Source organism: Streptomyces sp. 3211.6, assembly GCF_003634815.1.
Taxonomy (GTDB): Bacteria; Actinomycetota; Actinomycetes; order Streptomycetales; family Streptomycetaceae; genus Streptomyces; species Streptomyces katrae_A.
Window position 1 is genome coordinate 2,723,041 of the sequence record NZ_RBXC01000001.1, and the last position, 17,536, is coordinate 2,740,576.

16 protein-coding genes and 1 pseudogene are annotated in these 17,536 nt (G+C 73.9%); 9 read left to right on the top strand and 8 right to left on the bottom strand.

The genetic code is table 11. From position 1 onward, the window contains the following. Nucleotides 1–76 precede the first annotated feature (76 nt). Both BX286_RS12620 and BX286_RS12625 read right to left on the bottom strand, forming a co-directional pair. Complete coding sequence (locus BX286_RS12620; RefSeq protein ID WP_079426644.1) at nucleotides 77–1,111, bottom strand: alpha/beta hydrolase family protein; 1,035 nt, start codon at nucleotides 1,109–1,111, stop codon at nucleotides 77–79. A 199-nt stretch (nucleotides 1,112–1,310) separates the two neighbouring features. Beyond that, nucleotides 1,311–1,649 carry a helix-turn-helix domain-containing protein gene (locus BX286_RS12625; protein ID WP_079431704.1) on the bottom strand — a complete coding sequence of 113 codons (339 nt, stop codon included), beginning with the start codon at nucleotides 1,647–1,649 and terminating at the stop codon, nucleotides 1,311–1,313. A gap of 98 nt (nucleotides 1,650–1,747) precedes the next feature. Here BX286_RS12625 and BX286_RS12630 point away from each other — a divergent pair, with 98 nt between their 5' ends. Next, complete coding sequence (locus BX286_RS12630) at nucleotides 1,748–2,656, top strand: NAD(P)-dependent oxidoreductase (protein WP_121014988.1); 909 nt, start codon at nucleotides 1,748–1,750, stop codon at nucleotides 2,654–2,656. A 318-nt stretch (nucleotides 2,657–2,974) separates the two neighbouring features. Here BX286_RS12630 and BX286_RS12635 read toward each other — a convergent pair. The 3 genes and pseudogenes from BX286_RS12635 to BX286_RS12645 form a co-directional block, all read right to left on the bottom strand. Next, a pseudogene (locus tag BX286_RS12635) lies at nucleotides 2,975–3,766 on the bottom strand (EI24 domain-containing protein); the annotation flags it as partial. Nucleotides 3,767–3,837: 71 nt separating this feature from the next. Continuing rightward, on the bottom strand, nucleotides 3,838–4,263 hold the full coding sequence (locus tag BX286_RS12640; RefSeq protein ID WP_079426650.1) for an organic hydroperoxide resistance protein: 426 nt from the start codon (nucleotides 4,261–4,263) through the stop codon (nucleotides 3,838–3,840). Nucleotides 4,264–4,327: 64 nt separating this feature from the next. Beyond that, entirely contained in the window at nucleotides 4,328–5,350 is a 1,023-nt protein-coding gene (locus BX286_RS12645; RefSeq protein WP_100863694.1) for an NADP-dependent oxidoreductase, read from the bottom strand. Nucleotides 5,351–5,464: 114 nt separating this feature from the next. Here BX286_RS12645 and BX286_RS12650 point away from each other — a divergent pair, with 114 nt between their 5' ends. Next, entirely contained in the window at nucleotides 5,465–5,887 is a 423-nt protein-coding gene (locus tag BX286_RS12650) for a MarR family winged helix-turn-helix transcriptional regulator (protein WP_079426654.1), read from the top strand. Between the two features lie 27 nt (nucleotides 5,888–5,914). Here BX286_RS12650 and BX286_RS12655 read toward each other — a convergent pair whose 3' ends face one another. Next, entirely contained in the window at nucleotides 5,915–6,604 is a 690-nt protein-coding gene (locus tag BX286_RS12655) for a hypothetical protein (protein ID WP_121014990.1), read from the bottom strand. A gap of 78 nt (nucleotides 6,605–6,682) precedes the next feature. Here BX286_RS12655 and BX286_RS12660 point away from each other — a divergent pair, with 78 nt between their 5' ends. Continuing rightward, complete coding sequence (locus BX286_RS12660) at nucleotides 6,683–7,315, top strand: hypothetical protein (RefSeq protein ID WP_121014991.1); 633 nt, start codon at nucleotides 6,683–6,685, stop codon at nucleotides 7,313–7,315. Here BX286_RS12660 and BX286_RS12665 read toward each other — a convergent pair. Beyond that, nucleotides 7,305–8,105: a triacylglycerol lipase gene (locus BX286_RS12665; RefSeq protein ID WP_261993407.1), complete on the bottom strand. Its 801-nt coding sequence runs from the start codon at nucleotides 8,103–8,105 to the stop codon at nucleotides 7,305–7,307. The two genes, BX286_RS12660 and BX286_RS12665, sit on opposite strands and share 11 nt — an antisense overlap. A 223-nt stretch (nucleotides 8,106–8,328) precedes the next feature. Here BX286_RS12665 and BX286_RS12670 point away from each other — a divergent pair, with 223 nt between their 5' ends. From BX286_RS12670 to BX286_RS36545, 5 genes are all read left to right on the top strand, one after another. Further along, nucleotides 8,329–9,366 carry a rod shape-determining protein gene (locus BX286_RS12670; protein ID WP_079426662.1) on the top strand — a complete coding sequence of 346 codons (1,038 nt, stop codon included), beginning with the start codon at nucleotides 8,329–8,331 and terminating at the stop codon, nucleotides 9,364–9,366. Next, complete coding sequence (locus BX286_RS12675) at nucleotides 9,363–11,045, top strand: GAF domain-containing protein (protein WP_261993408.1); 1,683 nt, start codon at nucleotides 9,363–9,365, stop codon at nucleotides 11,043–11,045. Before BX286_RS12670 ends, BX286_RS12675 begins: the two co-directional genes overlap by 4 nt. Nucleotides 11,046–11,839: 794 nt before the next feature. Next, entirely contained in the window at nucleotides 11,840–12,343 is a 504-nt protein-coding gene (locus BX286_RS12685; RefSeq protein ID WP_079426664.1) for a flavoprotein, read from the top strand. 754 nt (nucleotides 12,344–13,097) lie between these two features. Further along, on the top strand, nucleotides 13,098–14,450 hold the full coding sequence (locus BX286_RS12690; protein ID WP_079426666.1) for a carboxyl transferase domain-containing protein: 1,353 nt from the start codon (nucleotides 13,098–13,100) through the stop codon (nucleotides 14,448–14,450). A 213-nt stretch (nucleotides 14,451–14,663) separates the two neighbouring features. Then, a complete protein-coding gene (locus BX286_RS36545; protein ID WP_187344132.1) occupies nucleotides 14,664–14,837 on the top strand; it encodes a hypothetical protein in 174 nt (57 codons plus the stop codon). 23 nt (nucleotides 14,838–14,860) lie between these two features. Here the strand turns inward: BX286_RS36545 and BX286_RS12695 are convergent, their stop codons facing one another. Then, nucleotides 14,861–16,126 (bottom strand): MFS transporter, encoded by a 1,266-nt coding sequence (locus tag BX286_RS12695; RefSeq protein ID WP_079426674.1) that lies wholly within the window; start codon nucleotides 16,124–16,126, stop codon nucleotides 14,861–14,863. Between the two features lie 224 nt (nucleotides 16,127–16,350). On the opposite strand from BX286_RS12695, the gene BX286_RS12700 reads away from it, so the two are divergent. Further along, nucleotides 16,351–17,529, top strand: coding sequence for a glutamate--cysteine ligase (locus BX286_RS12700; protein ID WP_185117273.1), 1,179 nt, complete (start codon nucleotides 16,351–16,353; stop codon nucleotides 17,527–17,529). Nucleotides 17,530–17,536 lie beyond the last annotated feature (7 nt).

The following is a 17,536-nucleotide window of genomic DNA, read 5'->3' on the forward strand; positions in this document are numbered from 1 at the left end:
AGGGGCCGCCCGGCCTACGGCCGGACGGCCCCTCAACAAGATCTTCATCAGTCTTCTAGGGCCTGTCCGGGCGGGGTCAGCCGAGCCGGCGGCCGAAGAAGTCCAGCATGCGTTCCGCCGCGACGCTCCAGTAGGGCCAGTTGTGGCCGCCCGGTTGCAGGACCGTCTCAGTGTCCGCCCCGCGGGCCGCGAAGGCGGTGCTCAGGTCCTCGGTCCCCGGCAGGTGGTTGGCGTCCTCGGTCCCGCAGCCGAGGTGGTAGCGGGCGCGGCGGAGGCGGTCGGGGGCGGTGCGGCGGATCATGTCGGCCAGGTCGTACTCCCGGAAGCGGGCCGTCAGGCGGGCCGAGCCCGCCAGATCACGGCCGAAGGCGTGGCCGAAGAAGCGGTTCCACTCCTTCATCGGGATCGCGCGGTAGCCCTCGTCGGTGAAGTGCGCCGTGCTCAGTCCGGCGGCGGCACCGAACAGGCCCGGGTAGCGCAGGGCGTACATCAGCGCGCCGTAGCCGCCCATGGAGAGCCCGGCGATGGCCCTCTTCTCCGGCCGGCCGCCCAGCCCGTGGGCCTGTTCGACGGCTGGGACGAACTCCTCGATGAACATGTCCTCGTAGCGCAGGGTGTCGCCGCCGGCTCCGGCGGCGTCGAGGTCGTTGATGTAGAACGTCTCGTCCTGGCCGCCGCCGGGCCGGCCGGGGTCGCGCCGGGCGTCGGGCATGGCGAGGGCGCATGCCGGGATCCGGCCCGCCGCGACGGCCCGTTCCAGGGTCGGCACGATGCCACCCTTGACGACCCAGTCGGTATGGCTCCCGCTCGTGCCGTGCAGGAGGAAGAGGACCGGGACCCCGGCGTCCGGCCCGCCCTCCCGGCGCACGGAGGCCGCCCGGGCGGGCAGGTAGAGGCTGTACGGGACGTCCCGCCCGAGCAGCCTGCTGCGTACGGTCAGGTCCGTGCGGAGCGAGCCGGCCCCGGAGGCGGACGGCCCCGGCGGTGTGGGGGAGGGCGCCGGTCCGGGTGCCCCGGGGCCGCCCCGCAGCAGGAAGGCCGCGGAGACGACGGCCGCGACCGATCCGCCGACCCCCGCCGTGAGCAGGGAACGGCGCGCGGGACGTTTCATCTTGGCTCCTCAGCCTCGGCACGGGATGTTCGTCTCGGCCGTGCGGGCGGAGGTGCCTCCGGCCCGTCCCGGGCGCTCTTTCCGACGCGTACGGGCGCCCACTGGCCCGCACACATGACACGCCCGGAATCCGCATCGAGGCGAGCAGCCACGCCGCCGGGGCGGCGGAACGGGGGACCTCCTGCCCGCGGATCGGGTCCTAGGCCGAATCGGGCAGCAGGTGCTTGGCGCCCCACTCCCCCAGGGATTCCAGGGCCCCGCTCAGCTCCTGGCCGAGCGGGGTCAGGGAGTACTCCACGCGCGGCGGGACCTCGTCGAAGACCTCGCGGTGGACGATGCCGTCCGCCTCCAGCTCTCTCAGCTGCGCCGCCAGGACCTTCTCCGAGACCCCGGGGACCAGCCGGCGCAGCTCACCGAACCGACGGCCCGGGCACTGCTCCAGCTCCCACAGGATCGAAACCTTCCACTTGCCGTCGATCACCGCCATCGCCGCGGCGATCCCACAGTGGTCCGCCCCCGGCCTGCGCACCGTCGCCATCCCGCCCACCCCTCCCACCTGCTCGCTCACCCCGGGGTAAGCACCCACTCCGAAGTGCGTACTTGAGCACCCGTCAGCCTGCCACCAGGCTAAACGGCATGACCGACAACGACGCCGAGCACCGCCCGCTCACCCTGCTCGGCCTCGGCGACATGGGCACCGCCCTCGCCCGGACCTGGCTCGCCGCCGGCCACCCCCTGACCGTCTGGAACCGCACCCCCGCCAAGGCCGCGCCCCTGGCCGCCGGGGGCGCGGCCGTCGCCGCCACCCCCGCCGGGGCCGTCGCCGCGAACACCCTGATCGTGCTCTGCCTGCTGGACGACGCGAGCATCGGCTCCGTGCTGGACGGGGTCGACCTGACCGGCAAGGACCTGGTCAACCTCACCACCGGCACCCCCGCCGAGGGCCGCGCCCGCGCCGCCTGGGCCGAGGAGCGCGGCGCCCGCTTCGTGGATGCCGGGATCATGGCCGTCCCGTCGATGATCGGCGCCCCGGAGACCGGCGGCTACGTCTTCTACAGCGGCTCCCGCGCCCTCTTCGACACCCACCGGTCGACCCTGGAGGTCCCGGCCGGCGCCCGCTTCGTCGGCGCGGACCCGGGCCACGCGGCCCTGCACGACGTGGCGCTGCTGAGCGCGATGTACGGGCTGTTCGCCGGGATCTCGCACGCCTACGCGCTGATCGAGGGCGAGGACATCGCACCGAAGGACCTGGCACCGCTGCTGTCGGAGTGGCTGGGCGCGATGGGCTTCTTCGTCGGGAACGCCGCCGAGCGGCTGACCTCCCGCGACTTCACCACCGGAGTGGTGTCCGGCCTCGCCATGCAGGTCCAGGCGAGCGGCACGCTGCTGCGCACCGCCGCCGACCAGGGGGTCAGCGCCGAGCTGATCGAGCCGTACCTGCACCTGATGCGCGAACGCCTGGACGCCGACCCGGCCGCCCACGCGGCGGAGGACACGGTCGGCGCCATCACCCTTCTGCGCCGCACCGCCGCCCCCGGGCGCTGAGCCGCCCGGGGCCCGGCCTCAGGAGGAGGAACGCGGGTCCTGCTCGGAGACAGGGGGGTAGCCGTACGGCTGCCCGTACGGGGGCGCCTGACCCGGAGCCTGCTGTCCGTAGCCCAGCCCGGGAGCCGGTGCGTAGCCCTGGCCGCCGTAGCCCTGCCCGGGAGCCGGTGCGTAGCCCTGGCCGCCGTAGCCCTGCCCGGGAGCCGGTGCGTAGCCCTGGCCGCCGTAGCCCTGCCCGGGGCCGCCGTAGGGGCCCGCCGGGGCGGGGCCGCCGTAGGGCCCGGTCGCGCCGTAGGGGCCCGCCTGGCCGGGAGCCGCGTACGGGCCCGCCTCCGCCGGGGCGGCGTCACCCTCCCCGCCCTCGGAGGCCTCGTCGTCCCCGACCAGGTCCCGCGCCAGCAGGGTCGCCCCCGCCACCGCGCCCGGCATCAGGAAGACCGCGACCAGCGGGACCAGGAACAGCAGCACCAGCGGCACCCCGAAGCCGAGCGCCGCCGCACGCCGCCCCCGCAGCAGGGTGAGCTGCTCGTCCAGGTCCACCCGGCGCCGCTGGAGGGCGACGGAGGTGAGCTCCTGGGTGAGGAAGAAGCCGGAGACGCAGAAGCCGATCGCCGGGACCACCGTCTGCCCGACCACCGGGATGAACCCGAGGGCGAAGAGCAGGATCCCGTACAGCAGCACCCGAACCAGCAGCCGCAGGCTGTCCCGGGCGGAGATCCACAGGTCCTCCCAGAACGAACGCCCCGACTCCGGGACCTCACCCCCCTCGGTGCGGTCGACCTGCTCCGAGAGGGACTCGTAGAAGGGCTGGCCGACCAGCAGGGTCACGGCGGTGAAGGTGATCACCGAGAGGAAGAGGCCGAGGGAGACGACCACGGCGGTCAGGAACCCGCGGAAGAGCCCGAGCCAGGGCGAGGACCAGTCCGAGGCGAAGGGCGTCGCCCAGACGGTGAAGTCGTCGGCCCCGTAGAAGAGGCCGGTCAGCGCGGCGCCGTAGAGCACCAGGGTGACCAGGCCGGGCAGCAGGCCGAAGCCCAGCCAGCGGCCGTTGCCGAACACCCATCTCTGTCCGGCCCACAGGTACCGGAAACCCCCCGCAAGATCACGCATGCGGCCAGTTTACGGCGAAGGCCGCACCCCCCCGAGGGGGTGCGGCCTTCGTGGAGCTGCGGCGCGGGACGTCAGGCGACGTTCAGCTCGACCGTGATGTTGCCGCGGGTCGCCTTGGAGTAGGGGCAGATCTGGTCGGCCTTCTCGACCAGGTCCTTCGCCACGGCGGCGTCCACGTTCGGGATCGAGGCGGTGAGCTTGACGATGATGCCGAAGCCCTCGTCGTTCTTGCCGATGCCGACCTCGGCGGTCACGGTGGAGCCGCTGACGTCGACGTTCTCGTTGCGGGCCGCGACGCTGAGGGCGCCCTGGAAGCAGGCGCTGTAGCCGGCGGCGAACAGCTGCTCCGGGTTGGTGCCGGCGCCGCTGCCGCCGAGCTCCTTCGGCGGGTTCACGACGACGTCGAGGCGGCCGTCGTTGGTGGCGACGCGGCCGTCACGGCCGTTCTCGGCGGTGGCGACGGCCGTGTACGCGACGTCGGACTGCGTGATGGACATGAAAGTGGATCCTCCAGATAGTCGCCGCGACTCGCGCCCACGATCGCGACGGTATGGAGGGAGCCTAACGGGTGAACGTAACGATCATCTTTCCGGTGTTAGCCCCGCGCAGCATTCCGAGGAAGGCGTCGGTCGCGTTCTCCACGCCCTCGACGACCGTCTCGTCGTAGCGGAGCTCGCCGGAGGCCAGCCAGCCGGCCACGTCCTTGACGAACTGCGGCTGGAGGGCGGCGTGGTCGCCGACCAGGACGCCCTGGAGGCGCAGGCGCTTGCCGATGACCAGGGTGAGGTTGCGCGGACCGGGGGTGGGCTCGGTGTCGTTGTAGCCGGCGATCGCGCCGCACAGGGTGGCGCGGCCGTGCGGGTTCATCTCGGCGATGGCGGCTTCCAGGTGGTCGCCGCCGACGTTGTCGAAGTAGACGTCGATGCCCTCGGGAGCGGCTTCCTTCAGCTGCTTCGCGACGGGGCCGTTCTTGTAGTTGAAGGCGGCGTCGAAGCCGTACTTCTCGGTGAGGAGCGTCACCTTCTCGTCCGAGCCGGCGGAGCCGATCACCCGGGAGGCGCCCTTGATCTTCGCGAACTGGCCGACGAGGCTGCCGACCGCGCCCGCCGCGCCGGAGACGAAGACGGAGTCGCCCTCCTTGAAGGAGGCGACCTCGAAGAGGCCCGCGTAGGCGGTCAGGCCCGGCATGCCGAGGACGCCGAGGTAGGCGGAGAGCGGGGCGAGGGAGGCGTCGACCTTGGTGGCGTGCTTCGCGTCGAGTTCGGCGTACTCGCGCCAGCCCAGCATGTGCAGGACGTGGTCGCCGACGGCGAAGCCCTCGGCGTTGGAGGCGACGACCTCGCCGACCGCGCCGCCCTGCATCGGCTCGTCCAGCTGGAAGGGCGGGATGTAGGACTTGGTCTCGTTCATCCGGCCGCGCATGTAGGGGTCCACGGACATGTGGAGGTTGCGGACCAGGATCCGGCCGGCGCCGGGCTCGGCGGAGACGGGCACCTCACGGAGGGCGAAGTCCTCGGCCACGGGCCAGCCCTGCGGACGGCGGACGAGGTGCCACTCGCGGCTGACGGCGGGGATCTGAGACATGAGGGACTCCAGGAAGTGGGAGGGGAGGCGGGCGGGAAGCGGAATGCTTCACGTCCTGAAACAACCATGCTCCTGGATATTTCATGTTGTCAAGCAAATGGGTACGCTGGTGCCATGTCCAGTCGTCGCGCAGACCCAGTGACCGTCGAGGTCGTCGAGCTCATCGGCGACGTCGTGGCCCGCTACCACATGGAGTACGAGGAGGCGGCCGCCCGCCACCAGCTCACCGGCGCCCAGGCGAAGGTCCTGACGCTGCTGTCGCTGGAGCCGCTGCCCATGCGCCGCATCGCGCAGAAGCTGCGCTGCGAGCCCTCCAACGTCACCGGCATCATCGACCGGCTCGAAACCCGCGGCCTGGTCGAACGCCGCCCGGACCCGGCCGACCGCCGGGTGAAGCTGGCCGCTCCCACCGAGGAGGGGGCCGAGACGGCGGAGCGGCTGCGCGAGTCGCTGGACTTCGCGCGCGAACCGCTGGCCGGGCTCTCCGCTCAGGAGCGCACGGCGCTGCGGGACCTGCTCAGGCGGATGCTGGGCTGAGGCGCGGGGCAGGCCGGAGCGGACCGCTCAGCAGAAGATCCACAACACGCACGTGTCGGTCGGCTGGGGCTTCGGCTTGGGGGTGGGCCTGGCCGTGGGCGGCTGCGCCGTGCCGGAAGCACGGGGCGACGGCGTACCGGGTGGCGTCGTCTTTACGGATTCCTCTCCGCCGGAACCTTTCTGCGAGGGGCTCCCCGTCGGGGCGGAGGCGCTCCCGCTCGGGCTCGCCTGCGCCGACCCGCTCGGGCTCCCGCTGGGCCGGGCCGTCTTCGCCGCCCCGCCCGCGCCCTTCGGCAGGGCGGACGGCGCGGCCGGAGCCGCACTGGGCAGGGCGTCGGGCTGCGCGGGGCCGCTGTCGGTGAGCTCCACCCGGTCGGCCCGGTTCACGCCCCCGTCGTCGCCCGCGATCCGGGCCACGGCGATCGAGCCACCGGTCGCGAGCAACAGCCCCAGACCGACGGCCATGGTGGTCCGCCCCCGCCTGCGGCGGGAGGCCGCGCGTTTGCGCGTACCGGCGCGGCCCTCGTGGGGGGCGGTCAGCACGACGAGGGAGTCCGCGAACACCTCGGCCAGCGCCGGCTGCGGCTCCGGGCCCGGATGCGCCCCGGCGGGGGCGGCGGGGGCGGCGGCCACCAGATACTCGGCCGGGGTCCCGCAGCCGGCGCACGCGAGCGCTCCGTTGAGGTGCCTCTGACAGTCGGGGCAGAAGTAGTTCATGGCGCCCGCAGGCTATGCCGTCCCCGGCAACATAAGTATTCCGGGAGCGTGAGGATTATGTGTGGAATCGTGGCCTCCATGACCGCGACCCCGCATCCGGCCCGTCCGGGAGCCTTCGGGCCGGGCGCCTTCCAGCTGGTGCTGCTGCGCAGGATGGCGGACTTCCAGCCCGGCCTCGCGGAGGCGGCCCGGCTGCGGCTGGGGGCCACCCTCGCCGAGCAGCGGGAGGCCAACCGGCGCTGGCAGGCGATGGTCCGCTCCCCCAGGACGCGCGGGGCGCTGGCCCGCTACCGGTCGGTGCTCGGCCCGCCGGAGTCGGCCGAGCGGCGCCGGATCGGGGACCTGGAGTGCGAGGCGCTGCTGTGGCCGGTGCCGCTCTGGCCGGAGCTGCGCTTCGAGGTGCTGGCCGCGCCGGACGGGGCGGTGTGGAACGAGTGGCTGGTGCGGGCCCCGGGCGCGCGGGGGCCCGTGCTGGAGACGGAGGCGGACCTGCGGCCCTGGTCGGCGACGGTGGACGAGGTGGCCCGGGCCTTCGCACCGGCCCGGCCGATGGAGGGCACCGCGCCGACGCGCTGGCGGCTGGCGTTCAGCGCGTCGGGGCGGGCCCTGGTGGCGGAGTTCACGTACGGCCTGCTCCAGCGGGTGCAGGCGGAGGGGGAAGCGGGGGAAGCGGGGGGTCCGGCTCGCCCGGGTCCCGGCTTCAGGACCTGAGGAAGGCGCGGACCCCTGCCGAGGTGACGTCGTCGCCGAGCAGGTCGTTGTGCTTGAGGCAGCCGACCTGGGTGTTCAGGGCCCCGGCGAGCGGGACGCTGCTGTCGGGGTTGACCACCTCGTCGCAGTCCGACCAGAAGGTCGCGTACTTCACCGCGCCCGGGGTCTCGTCGCCGGAGGCGAGGTTCTTCACCACGTAGGAACCCGGGGTCATGTCGCGGCAGGCCTGGTCCCACAGGGCGCAGGCCCAGGCGGTGGAGGTGCCGTGGTTGGGGCCGGCCAGCGAGACCCAGTGGTCCACGGTTGCGGCGCCGCCGCCGTACTTGACGTACCAGCGGCTGACGAGCGAGCCGAAGGAGTGGCCCACTAGGTCCACCCGGGCGGCGCCGGTCTGCCGGCGGACGTCGTCCACGTAGGCGGCGAGTCGGCCGGAGAGCACCTCGTTGACGGACTGGTGGGTGTCGTAGCCGAACGAGAACAGCTCGGAGTCCGCGTACCCGTCGGCCCGCAGGTCCTCGCGCAGGGAACCCCAGACGCCGGGGTCGGCGTTGTATCCGTGGACGAAGACCACCGGATTGCGGCCGGCGGCCGGGGCGGCGGCCTGTGCTGCGGCCGGTCCGGCGGCCTGCCCTGCGGCCTGTGCTGCGGCCGGTCCGGTGGCCGGTCCGGCGGCCGGTCCGGCGGCCTGCCCTGCCGGCGGCCCGGCGACCGCGGCGTGGGCTGGGATGGGCGCGAACAGGGTCAGGCAGAGGGCCAGGAGCGCCAGGCATTTCTGGCGGGGCGTCAGCATCGGGTCCCCTTTACCTTGTTACGCACGGGTAGCGCGGATGGTGCGCGCATGGTGGTGCCTGTCGGTACAGAAATCCACCCCCGTGCAGCACGCCCGCCCCGCACGACACGCCCCGGCCGGAGCATTCCAGCGGGCGATATGACCCATTGACCCGAGAAGATATGAATTGCGACCGGCGTCCGCCGGTCCCCTTCTGTACCAAGCGCTCTCGGGAGGACCTGCCGTGACCGTCAGTCTTGAGCAGTTGCGCCGCTGCCACGTCGCCGTCGACCTGGGAGCCGCGAGGACCCGCGTCTACGTGAAGGGTGCCGGACTGGTCGTCGACGAGCCCAGCGTCGCCGCGGTCAACACCCGCACCGGCGCCCTCATCGCCGTCGGCACCTTCGCCGAACGGATGACGGGCCGCACGCCCGACTACATCCGCGTCGTCCGCCCCGTCTCCGGCGGCACCGTCGTCGACATCGAGATGGCCCAGCGGATGCTGCGTCACCTGCTCGGCGAGAAGCTGCGCCGCGCACTGCGCCGCAAGCCCCGGCTGCGCGCCGCCTGCTGCACCCCGCACGACGCCGACCCGCTGGCCCAGCGCGCGGCCGTGGAGACGATGGTCGGGCTGGGGGCGCGGCGCGTCGAACTGGTCGACACCCTGATCGCGGCGGCCGTCGGCTGCGGCCTTCCCGTGGAGCAGCCGACCGCGACGATGATCATGGTGTGCGGGGCGGCGGCCACCCAGGTGGCGGTGCTCTCCCTCGGCTCGATCGTCACCGCCGAACGGATCCCCGTCGGCGGCGAGGCCATCGACCACGCGGTGGTCCAGCACCTGCGCCACGCCCACGAGCTGATGCTGCCGAGCCAGGCCGTCCGCCCCCTCCAGCTGGCCCTGAGCGGCAACGGCATCACCCCGGACGGCCCCGCCTCCACGCTGATCCACGGCCGCGACGTGGCCACTGGACTGGCCCGCTCCGTCCACGTGGACACCGCCGCCGTGCGGAACGCCATCCACACCCCGCTGACGGCCGTCCTGGACGGCATCGGCAAGGTGCTGCGCGACTGCCCGCCGGACCTGGTCGCGGACCTGACGGACCGGGGGATCATGATGGTGGGAGGCAGCGCCCTGCTGCCGGGGCTGGACCAGATGCTGCGGGACTCCACCGGAATGCCCGTGGCCATCGCGGAACGGCCGGACGTGTGCGCCGTACTGGGTCTCGGCGCGATGCTCGAAGGGAAGATCGCCCCGATGGTCCTCAACCCGCTGGCCGAATGACGCGCAGGCCGGCCGACACCGGGCCGGGTGCGCAGCCGGGGCCCGGGGCCGAGGCCGAGGCCGGGGCCGGGGCCGGGGCCGAGTCCGGGGCCGAGTCCGGGGCCGAGCCCGGGGCGGGCGGGCTGGTGGCCGGCGGGGCGCCGTCCAGCCTGCCGGTGCTGCTGGACGCCGTCCTCAGCGTCGGCTCGGAGCTGGAGCTCCAGGCCACCCTCCAGCACGTCGTGGACTCCGCCGCCGACCTGTGCGGAGCCCGCTACGGCGCGCTCGGGGTCGTCGACCCCGAGCGCGGCCGGCTGACCCAGCTGTTCACCGCCGGGATGAGCGAGGCCGAACGGGCTGCGATCCCCCGACTGCCCGACGGCCGCAGCGGCGTGCTCGGCGTCCTGATCGCCGACCCCCGGCCGCTACGGCTGGACGACCTCACCAAGGACCCCCGCTCGGCCGGCTTCCCGCCCGGGCACCCGCCCATGCGCAGCTTCCTGGGCGTGCCGATCCGGGTCCACACCGAGGTCTTCGGCAACCTCTACCTCACCGAGAAGCGCGGCGGCGCCCCCTTCACGGACGAGGACCTCGCGCTGATGCGGGTGCTGGCCTCGCAGGCCGGGATAGCGATCGGCAACGCCCGCCTGTACGAGACCGCCCGCCGCCGGGAGCGCTGGATCGAGGGCGCGGCCGCCGTGACCACCACCCTGCTGGCGGGGCGGCCGGCGGCCGACGCCCTGATGTGCGTGGCCGAACGGGCCCGGCTGCTCGCGGACGCGGCGGCCGGCGTGGTGCTCCAGCCGACGCCGGAGGGCGGCATGGAGATCGTGGCCGCCTCCACGCACGGCGACCCCGGCGACCTGGTCGGCACGACCATCGCCCCGGGTTCTCCGGTGCTGGTGCAACTGCTGGGCGGTGAACCCGTCTTCATAGAGGACTCGGCGACCGACCCCCGGATGACCACGCACGTGCGCAAGCGCTTCGGACCGAGCATGATGCTCCCGCTCCAGAGCGGTGGCCAGCTGATCGGCACCCTCGCCCTGCCCAGGGCGCGGGGCGGACGCCCGTACGACGCCGTGGACCGGCTCCTGGCCTCCCAGTTCGCCTCCCAGGCGGCCCTGGCGCTGGTCCTGGCCGACGCACAGCACGACCGCGAGCAGCTCGCCGTGTACGAGGACCGCGACCGGATCGCGCGCGACCTGCACGACCTGGTCGTACAGCGGCTGTTCGCGACGGAGATGATGCTGGAGAGCACCCGGCGGCGCTCCTCGAACGCCCCCTCGGGCGACGAGGCGGACGTCGGCGACGAGCTGAGCCGGGCGGTGGACGAGCTGGACTCCACCATCCAGGAGGTCCGCACGGCCATCTTCGCCCTCCAGCAACCCCCGACGGACGCCCCGACGACCTTCCGCGGCCGAGTGCTGCGCGAAACCGGCGGAGCCGCCGTCCTGCTCGGCTTCCAGCCGTCGGTGCACTTCGCGGGCGCGGTGGACGCCCTGCTCCCGGACCGCGTGACGGACGCCCTCCTCGCCACCCTCCGCAGCGCCCTGGCGGCGGCCCACCGCCGCAGCGGGGTCACGGCGATCGACGTCGAGGTCGACGCCACCCCCTCCCGGGTCCGCCTTACGGTCTCGGACGACGGCCACACGGAGGCGGGGGCCCGCGGGACGACGGTGACGTGGGAGTCGGGCCTGTAGCCGGCGGCGGGGGCCCGCCATCTCCCCCTCGACGGGCCGGGGCCGGGCGGCGCCTGCCCACCCGCCTCACGGCGGACCCCGCGCGGGCCGGAACGGGCCGGCGGACCGGTACGGGGGAGGGACGGGGTTCCCGCTCGGCGGTCTCAGGGAAGGGTTGGGGCTTTCCCGTCAGTCCCACTGTCCTTCCGGTTCGGGCCGCCCTGTCAAGGGCGCTCCCTTCGGTCGCGTCGCTTCGCGATCGCCTACGGCGACCCTTGACAGCACGACCCGCCCCGGAAAGACAAGGACTGCCGGGAAACCCCCAAAAGGACGGCACGGTCCATCGATGGACATACGCGGGATCAGCGACCAGGCGGGGAGGCCGGGGGCCGCCTCGCCAAGCATCCGGGCCGACCTCCATGCCATCCGGGGCCGCGATCCGCGACAGATCGCTACGCGCTCCTCCCGTCTCAGCGTCTACCAGCCGCCTGGGTCCGCTGCCCGCACCAAAAGCCGACGGAATCGGCATCCGGGGCCAGTGGGCGCGACAAATCGCTACGCGCTCCTCGAATTTCGGCGTCCGGCGGCCATCTTGGGCTGATACCCGCACCAGATGACGAACAGACCGGCCTGCGGACCACCCGGGCGCGACAGATCGCTACGCGCTCCTCGAGTTTCGGCGTCCGGATGCCGTCTTGGGCTGATATCGGCCCCACGGAACAACTGGGCGATTATCCGGGGTGGGCGGATTCAGCCGGGAGGGCTGCTGGCCTGCTCTTCGAGTCGGGCGGTGCCGACGCGGATGAGGGCTCTACCTGTTCTGCTCGGCTGCGCCGCCCGTATTCGACGTGGCCCATGTGATCGAGGACGCCCAGGCGCGTGGCTGGGACGTCTGCCTCGGTCTCAGCCCGACGGCCGCCGAATGGCTGGAGGACAGCCTGGCCGGGCTCGAAGCACTCACGGGCCACCCCGTCCGCTACCGCTACAAGCGCCCGGGCCAGCCCGACGTCTGGCCACCGGCAGACGCCGTCCTCGTGGCCCCGGCCACCACGAACACGATCAACCGCTGGGCCCTGGGCATCACCGACAGCTTCGTCGTCGGCTTCGTCGCCGAAGCCCTCGGCAAGAACATTCCCCTCACGCTGATGCCCTGCGTCAACGCCGCCTACGCCCAACACCCGCAGCTCCCCCTGTCCCTGGAAACGCTACGGACAGCCGGTGTGCACGTCCTGTTCGGCGAGAACGGCTTCCAGCCGAACCCTCCGGGGGAAAAGCGACCGTACCCGTGGGACCTGGCCCTTGACGCCCTCAGCCGATGAAGCCGGACGGTCCATTGGGCGCGTCTGTGAAGCACAGCGACCCAAGACGGCCGCCGGACGCTGAATTCCGAGAAGCGCGTAGCGATCTGACGCGCCCACGGCTCCGGATGGGGCTCTGATTGGCATTTCGTGCGGGTATCCGCCCAAGTCGGGTGGCGGACGCCGGAATTCGAGGAGCGCGTAGCGATCTGCCGCGCCCCTCGGCCCCGGATGCCGATTCCGTCGTCCTTTCCTGCGGGCAGCGGCCCCAGGCGGCTGGTAGACGCTGAGACGGGAGGAGCGCGTAGCGATCTGTCGCGTGGGGGCGGTCCCGATGGCGAGGGATGTCGGCCCGGCTGCCCGGTCCGGCGGCCCCCGGTCTGCCCGGCTGGTCGCTGATCCCGGCGATTGTCCTTCTCCGGTCCGTCCCGTTCCTTTGGGGGTTTCCCGGCAGTCTTCGGCTTTTCGTGGCGGGACGCCCTGTCAAGGGTCGCCGCAGGCGATCGCGAAGCGACGCGACGAAGGAGCGCCCTTGACAGGGCGGCCCGACGCGGAAGGACGATGAGACTGACGGGAAACGCCCAACCCTTCCCTGAGACCGCCCAGCTGGAACCCGGTCATCCCCCGTACCGGTCCGCTGCCCCGTTCCGCCCCGCTCGGATCCCGCCGCGAGGCGGGTGGGCAGCCGCCGGCCCGCCCCCTACCCCTCGCGGGGGCGATGGCGGGCCCCCGCCACGACCCCCCGGCCCCCGCCCCCACCGCCTACGCTGGCCCCGTGACGACCCGTCTCTCGGCCCGTGCCGCCATTGCCGCCCTGACCGACCCCGGGAGCTTCGAGGAGCTGCCCGCGCCCCGGGCGGAGTATCCCGACGATGACGGGCCGCTCGGCTGGGAGGGGTACGACGCCTCGCGGGCCCGGGCCACCGCGCGGACCGGGGAGCGGGAGTCCGTGGTGACCGGTACCGCCCGGGTCGGCGGGTGCGAAGCGGTCGTCGTCTCCTTCGAGTTCGGGTTCCTCGGCGGCAGCCTCGGCCGCCGTACCGGTGACCGGCTGGAGGCCGCGTACGCGCACGCCCGCGAGCGCAGGCTGCCGCTGGTCTCCCTGATCGCCACCGGCGGCTCCCGGATGCAGGAGGGCATGCTCGCGCTGGCGCAGCTCCAGCGGGTGGCCCGCCAGTGCGTGCTGACCCGGGCCGCCGGGCTCCCGCAGATCGCGGTGCTGCGCGATCCCACCACCGGTGGCGGGTGGGCCACGCTCGGGGCGGGGGCCGACGTGGTGCTGGCGCTGCCCGGGGCGCAGGTCGGCTTCGCGGGGTCCCGTGTGCGGCCGGCCGACGCCGATCCGGCGGCCTACACCGCCGAGGGGCAGTACGGCGCCGGGCACGTCGACGCCGTCGTCCCCGCGGCGGAGCTGCCCGGGGCGGTCGGGGACTGGCTGCGGGTGCTGGCCGCGCCCCGGGCCGCCGGGCCGGTCGAGCCCCCGGCAGCGCTGGGCGGCGTCACGCCCCCGCTGACCGGCTGGGACGCCGTCCGGCAGGCCCGGCACCCCGAGCGGCCCCGCGCGCAGGCGTACCTGGACGCGTACTTCGGGCTGCGGCTGCCGTTGCGCGGGGACCGGGCCGGGGCCTTCGACGCCGGGATGCTGTGCGGGTTCGGGCTGCGGGAGGGCCGGGCCGTGGCGTACGCCGCCCAGTGCGGCACCGCCACCCGCCCGGCGGGCTACCGTACGGCCGCCCGCGTGATCCGGCTCGCGGACCGGTTGGGCATCCCGGTGCTCACCCTGGTCGACACCCCGGGCGCGGCCAACGACGCCGCAGCCGAGCACGCCGGCGCCGGCCCGGCCATCGCGGACTGCTTCGCGGCGGTCGCGGCGGCCACCGTCCCGGTGACGACCCTGCTGATCGGCGAGGGCGGCTCGGGCGGGGCGCTCGCCCTGGCGGCGCCGGGGAACACCTGGGTGACCCCGGACAGCTACTTCTCGGTGATCGCCCCCGAGCTGGCGGCGGCCATCCTCAAGCGCCCCGCCGAGGAGGCCCCCGCCACGGCGGACCAGCTGCGCATCCGCCCCCAGGACCTGGTCGACCTCGGCGTGGCCCGGGGCATCGTCGGCCCCAAGGGCGGCGCGTAGGCCGGACCGCGGGGCCTGGGAGACTGACGCCATGGCACATGATCAGGCCGCTGCCGCCAGGATGTCCGACCTCTTCGACCCCGCCCCGGGCCGATGGGGCCTGCGCGGCGATCCCCATGTCTGGCAGGCGCTCCGCGACGCCTGTCCGGTACGGACGTCCCGCCGTCGGCGGAGGCGGTCGCCGGCCTCCTGCGGGCGACGTTCGAAGAGCTCGTGGAGGTCGACCTCTACGGCGACCCGGCGCCGCACGTGTACCGGGAGCGGTACGCCCACGGCGGGATGTCCGGCGGCATGGTCCACCTCGACACGTGGCGGCAGAGGCTGCTCCCGCTGCTCGTGGAGCGTGCCGGCAGGCCGCGGGACCCCCGGACACTGCCGGCCCGCTGACGGCGGGGCCCCCGCCCCGCCCCCTACGCCTGCGGCGACCGCGAGTCGTACCGGGCGAAGGACCGCCACCGTGCGGCCAGCAGCCCCAGGACCACCACGCACGCCAGCCCGCCGCCCGTGACGGCGACCGCCGGGGAGGTCAGGTCGGCGACGGTGCCGGCCAGGAAGTCCCCGAGCCTGGGTCCGCCCGCGACGACCACGATGTACACGCCCTGGAGCCGGCCCCGCATCCCGTCCGGGGTCGCGGCCTGCATCATCGTGGAGCGGAACACCATCGAAATGGTGTCGGCGCATCCGGCCAGCGCCAGGAAGAACAGCCCCAGCCACAGGTTCCGGGTCAGCCCGAACACGGCGATGGCCAGCCCCCACGCCGCGACGGACAGCAGGATCGCCAGACCGTGCCGCCGGATCCGCCCCTGCCAGCCGGAGAACACCCCGCCGAGCAGCGCGCCCACGGCGGGGGCGGCGACCAGCAGGCCGACGGTCTTGGCGTCGCCCCCGTACCAGAGGACGGCGATGGCCGGGAACAGGGCCTTCGGCTGGGCGAAGATCATCGCGGCCATGTCGGAGAAGAAGTTCATCCGGATGTTGGGCCGGGTCCCGAGGAAGCGCAGCCCGTCCAGCACCGAGGCCCGCCCCTTGCGGCCCTCCGGCAGGCCCTCGGGCAGCATCGCGGGCAGCCGCCACATGGCGTACAGGGCGGCGATGAAGGTGACGGCGTCGATCAGGTAGGCCGCCTGGTAGCCCCACCAGCCGACGATCAGGCCGCCCAGCACCGGGCCCAGCATGGTCCCGGAGGTCATGGTGACGGAGCTGAGCGCGTTCGCGGCGGGCAGCTGCTCGGGCGGCAGCAGCTTGGGGATCATGGCCGAACGGGCCGGCCCGTTCAGCGCCCCGCAGACCGACTGGAGGGCGACGACCGTGTAGAGCAGCCAGACCTGGTGGTAGCCGAGCAGTGCCGCGGCGGCCAGGCCGGAGGACAGGACGGTGAGCCCGGTCTGGCTGCGCAGGCCGAGCTTGCGCCGGTCCACGGAGTCGGCGATGGCGCCGCCGTACAGGCCGAAGACGACCAGCGGGACGAGCGAGAAGAGACCGACGAGGCCGACGGAGAAGCTGGAGCCGGTGATCTCGTAGACCTGGAGCGAGATCGCCAGGGCGGTCATGGCCTGGCCCATCCAGGAGATGGTGCCGCCCACCCACAGCCGTCTGTAGTGGGCGGAGGTGCGCAGCGGGGTCAGGTCGGCGAAGATGCGTCGCTTCGGTCGGGGCGGTGAGGCAATACCAGTCACACGGGATGGTAACCAGCGCGGTCTAGGGCGCCTCTGGAGCCGGGGACGCGTTCGTGCGGGCATCACACACGCGCAACGTGCGACCCACCCGGACCGGGGGTTTCAGGGCGGGATCGGTCTTGCCGCTAACTCGCCATTATCACCCGACATTTGACCGGATCGGCGTTGCCTCCTGCCCGCCTGTTCGGCTCATGATGAAAGACTCGTATGTCCAGGGAGGCGTAGTGATCGATCCTGGCAACAGCACCACGAGCACCAGTGACACCGGCCCCGCGGGCCACGGCCTGCGCGCCGCGAGCGGTGTCACCACCCCCCTCACGGTCGGGGTCGAGGAGGAGTTCCTGCTCGTCGACGACCGCACGTTGCGGGTGGTCCCGGCCGCGCCGCGCGTCCTGGCCACCGCCGGCGGGCTGCCCCAGCAGCTGCACCCCGAGGGGACCCGGTACCAGGTGGAGATCTCCACCCCGGTCGCCGACTCGGCGATCACCCTGCGCGAGGAGCTCGCCGCCCTGCGGCGGACCCTCGCGGCGGCGGCCCGCGAGCACGGCTGCCGGCTGCTGGCCGCCCCCTCGCCCGTCGTGGCCGTCGAAGGACCGCTGCACCTGACCGACGACGAGCCGCGCCAGCGCGAGCAGCACCGCCGGTTCGGCGCGCTGACCGACACCCTGGTCAGCTGCGGCCGCCACATCCACATCGGCACCCTCGACGTGGACACGGCGGTGGCGGTGTCCAACCGGGTCCGCCCCTGGCTGCCCACGCTGATCGCGCTGGCGGCCAACTCCCCCTTCTGGGGCGGCCGCGACACCGGCCACTCCAGCTGGCGGGCGATGGCCTGGTCGGGCTGGCCCTCGGCGGGCCTGCCCCCGCACTTCCCGTCCACGGCCCACTTCCGGCGCTCGGTGCAGACCCTGCTCGGCTCCGGGGCGGCCCTGGACACCAAGATGGTCTACTGGGACCTCCGCCCTTCCGGGAACTGGCCCACGCTCGAGATCCGGGCGCCCGACATGTCCCCGGACATCGACACGGCCGTGCTCCAGGCCGAGCTGGGCCGCGCCCTGGTCTCCTCGGCGCTGCGCGACATCGCGGAGCAGCGGCCCGACCGTCCGCTACGGGACGACGTGCTGCGGCTCGCGCGGTGGCGGGCGGCGCACGACGGCCTGGAGGGCTTCGGCCTGGACCCGTACACGGGTGCCGAGCTCCCGGCGGCCGACCTGGCGGAGGCCCTGCTCGACCTGGTCGCCCCGGACCTGGCCGCCGCCGGCGACCTGGACCACGCGGCACGGACCCTGGGCGGGCTGCTGCGCGACGGCTCGGGCGCGGCCCGGCAGCGGGCGGCCTTCGCGCGCCGCCAGGACCTGACGGACGTGCTGCGCCACCTGGTGGAGGAGACCGAGAAGGCCTGACCGGCCC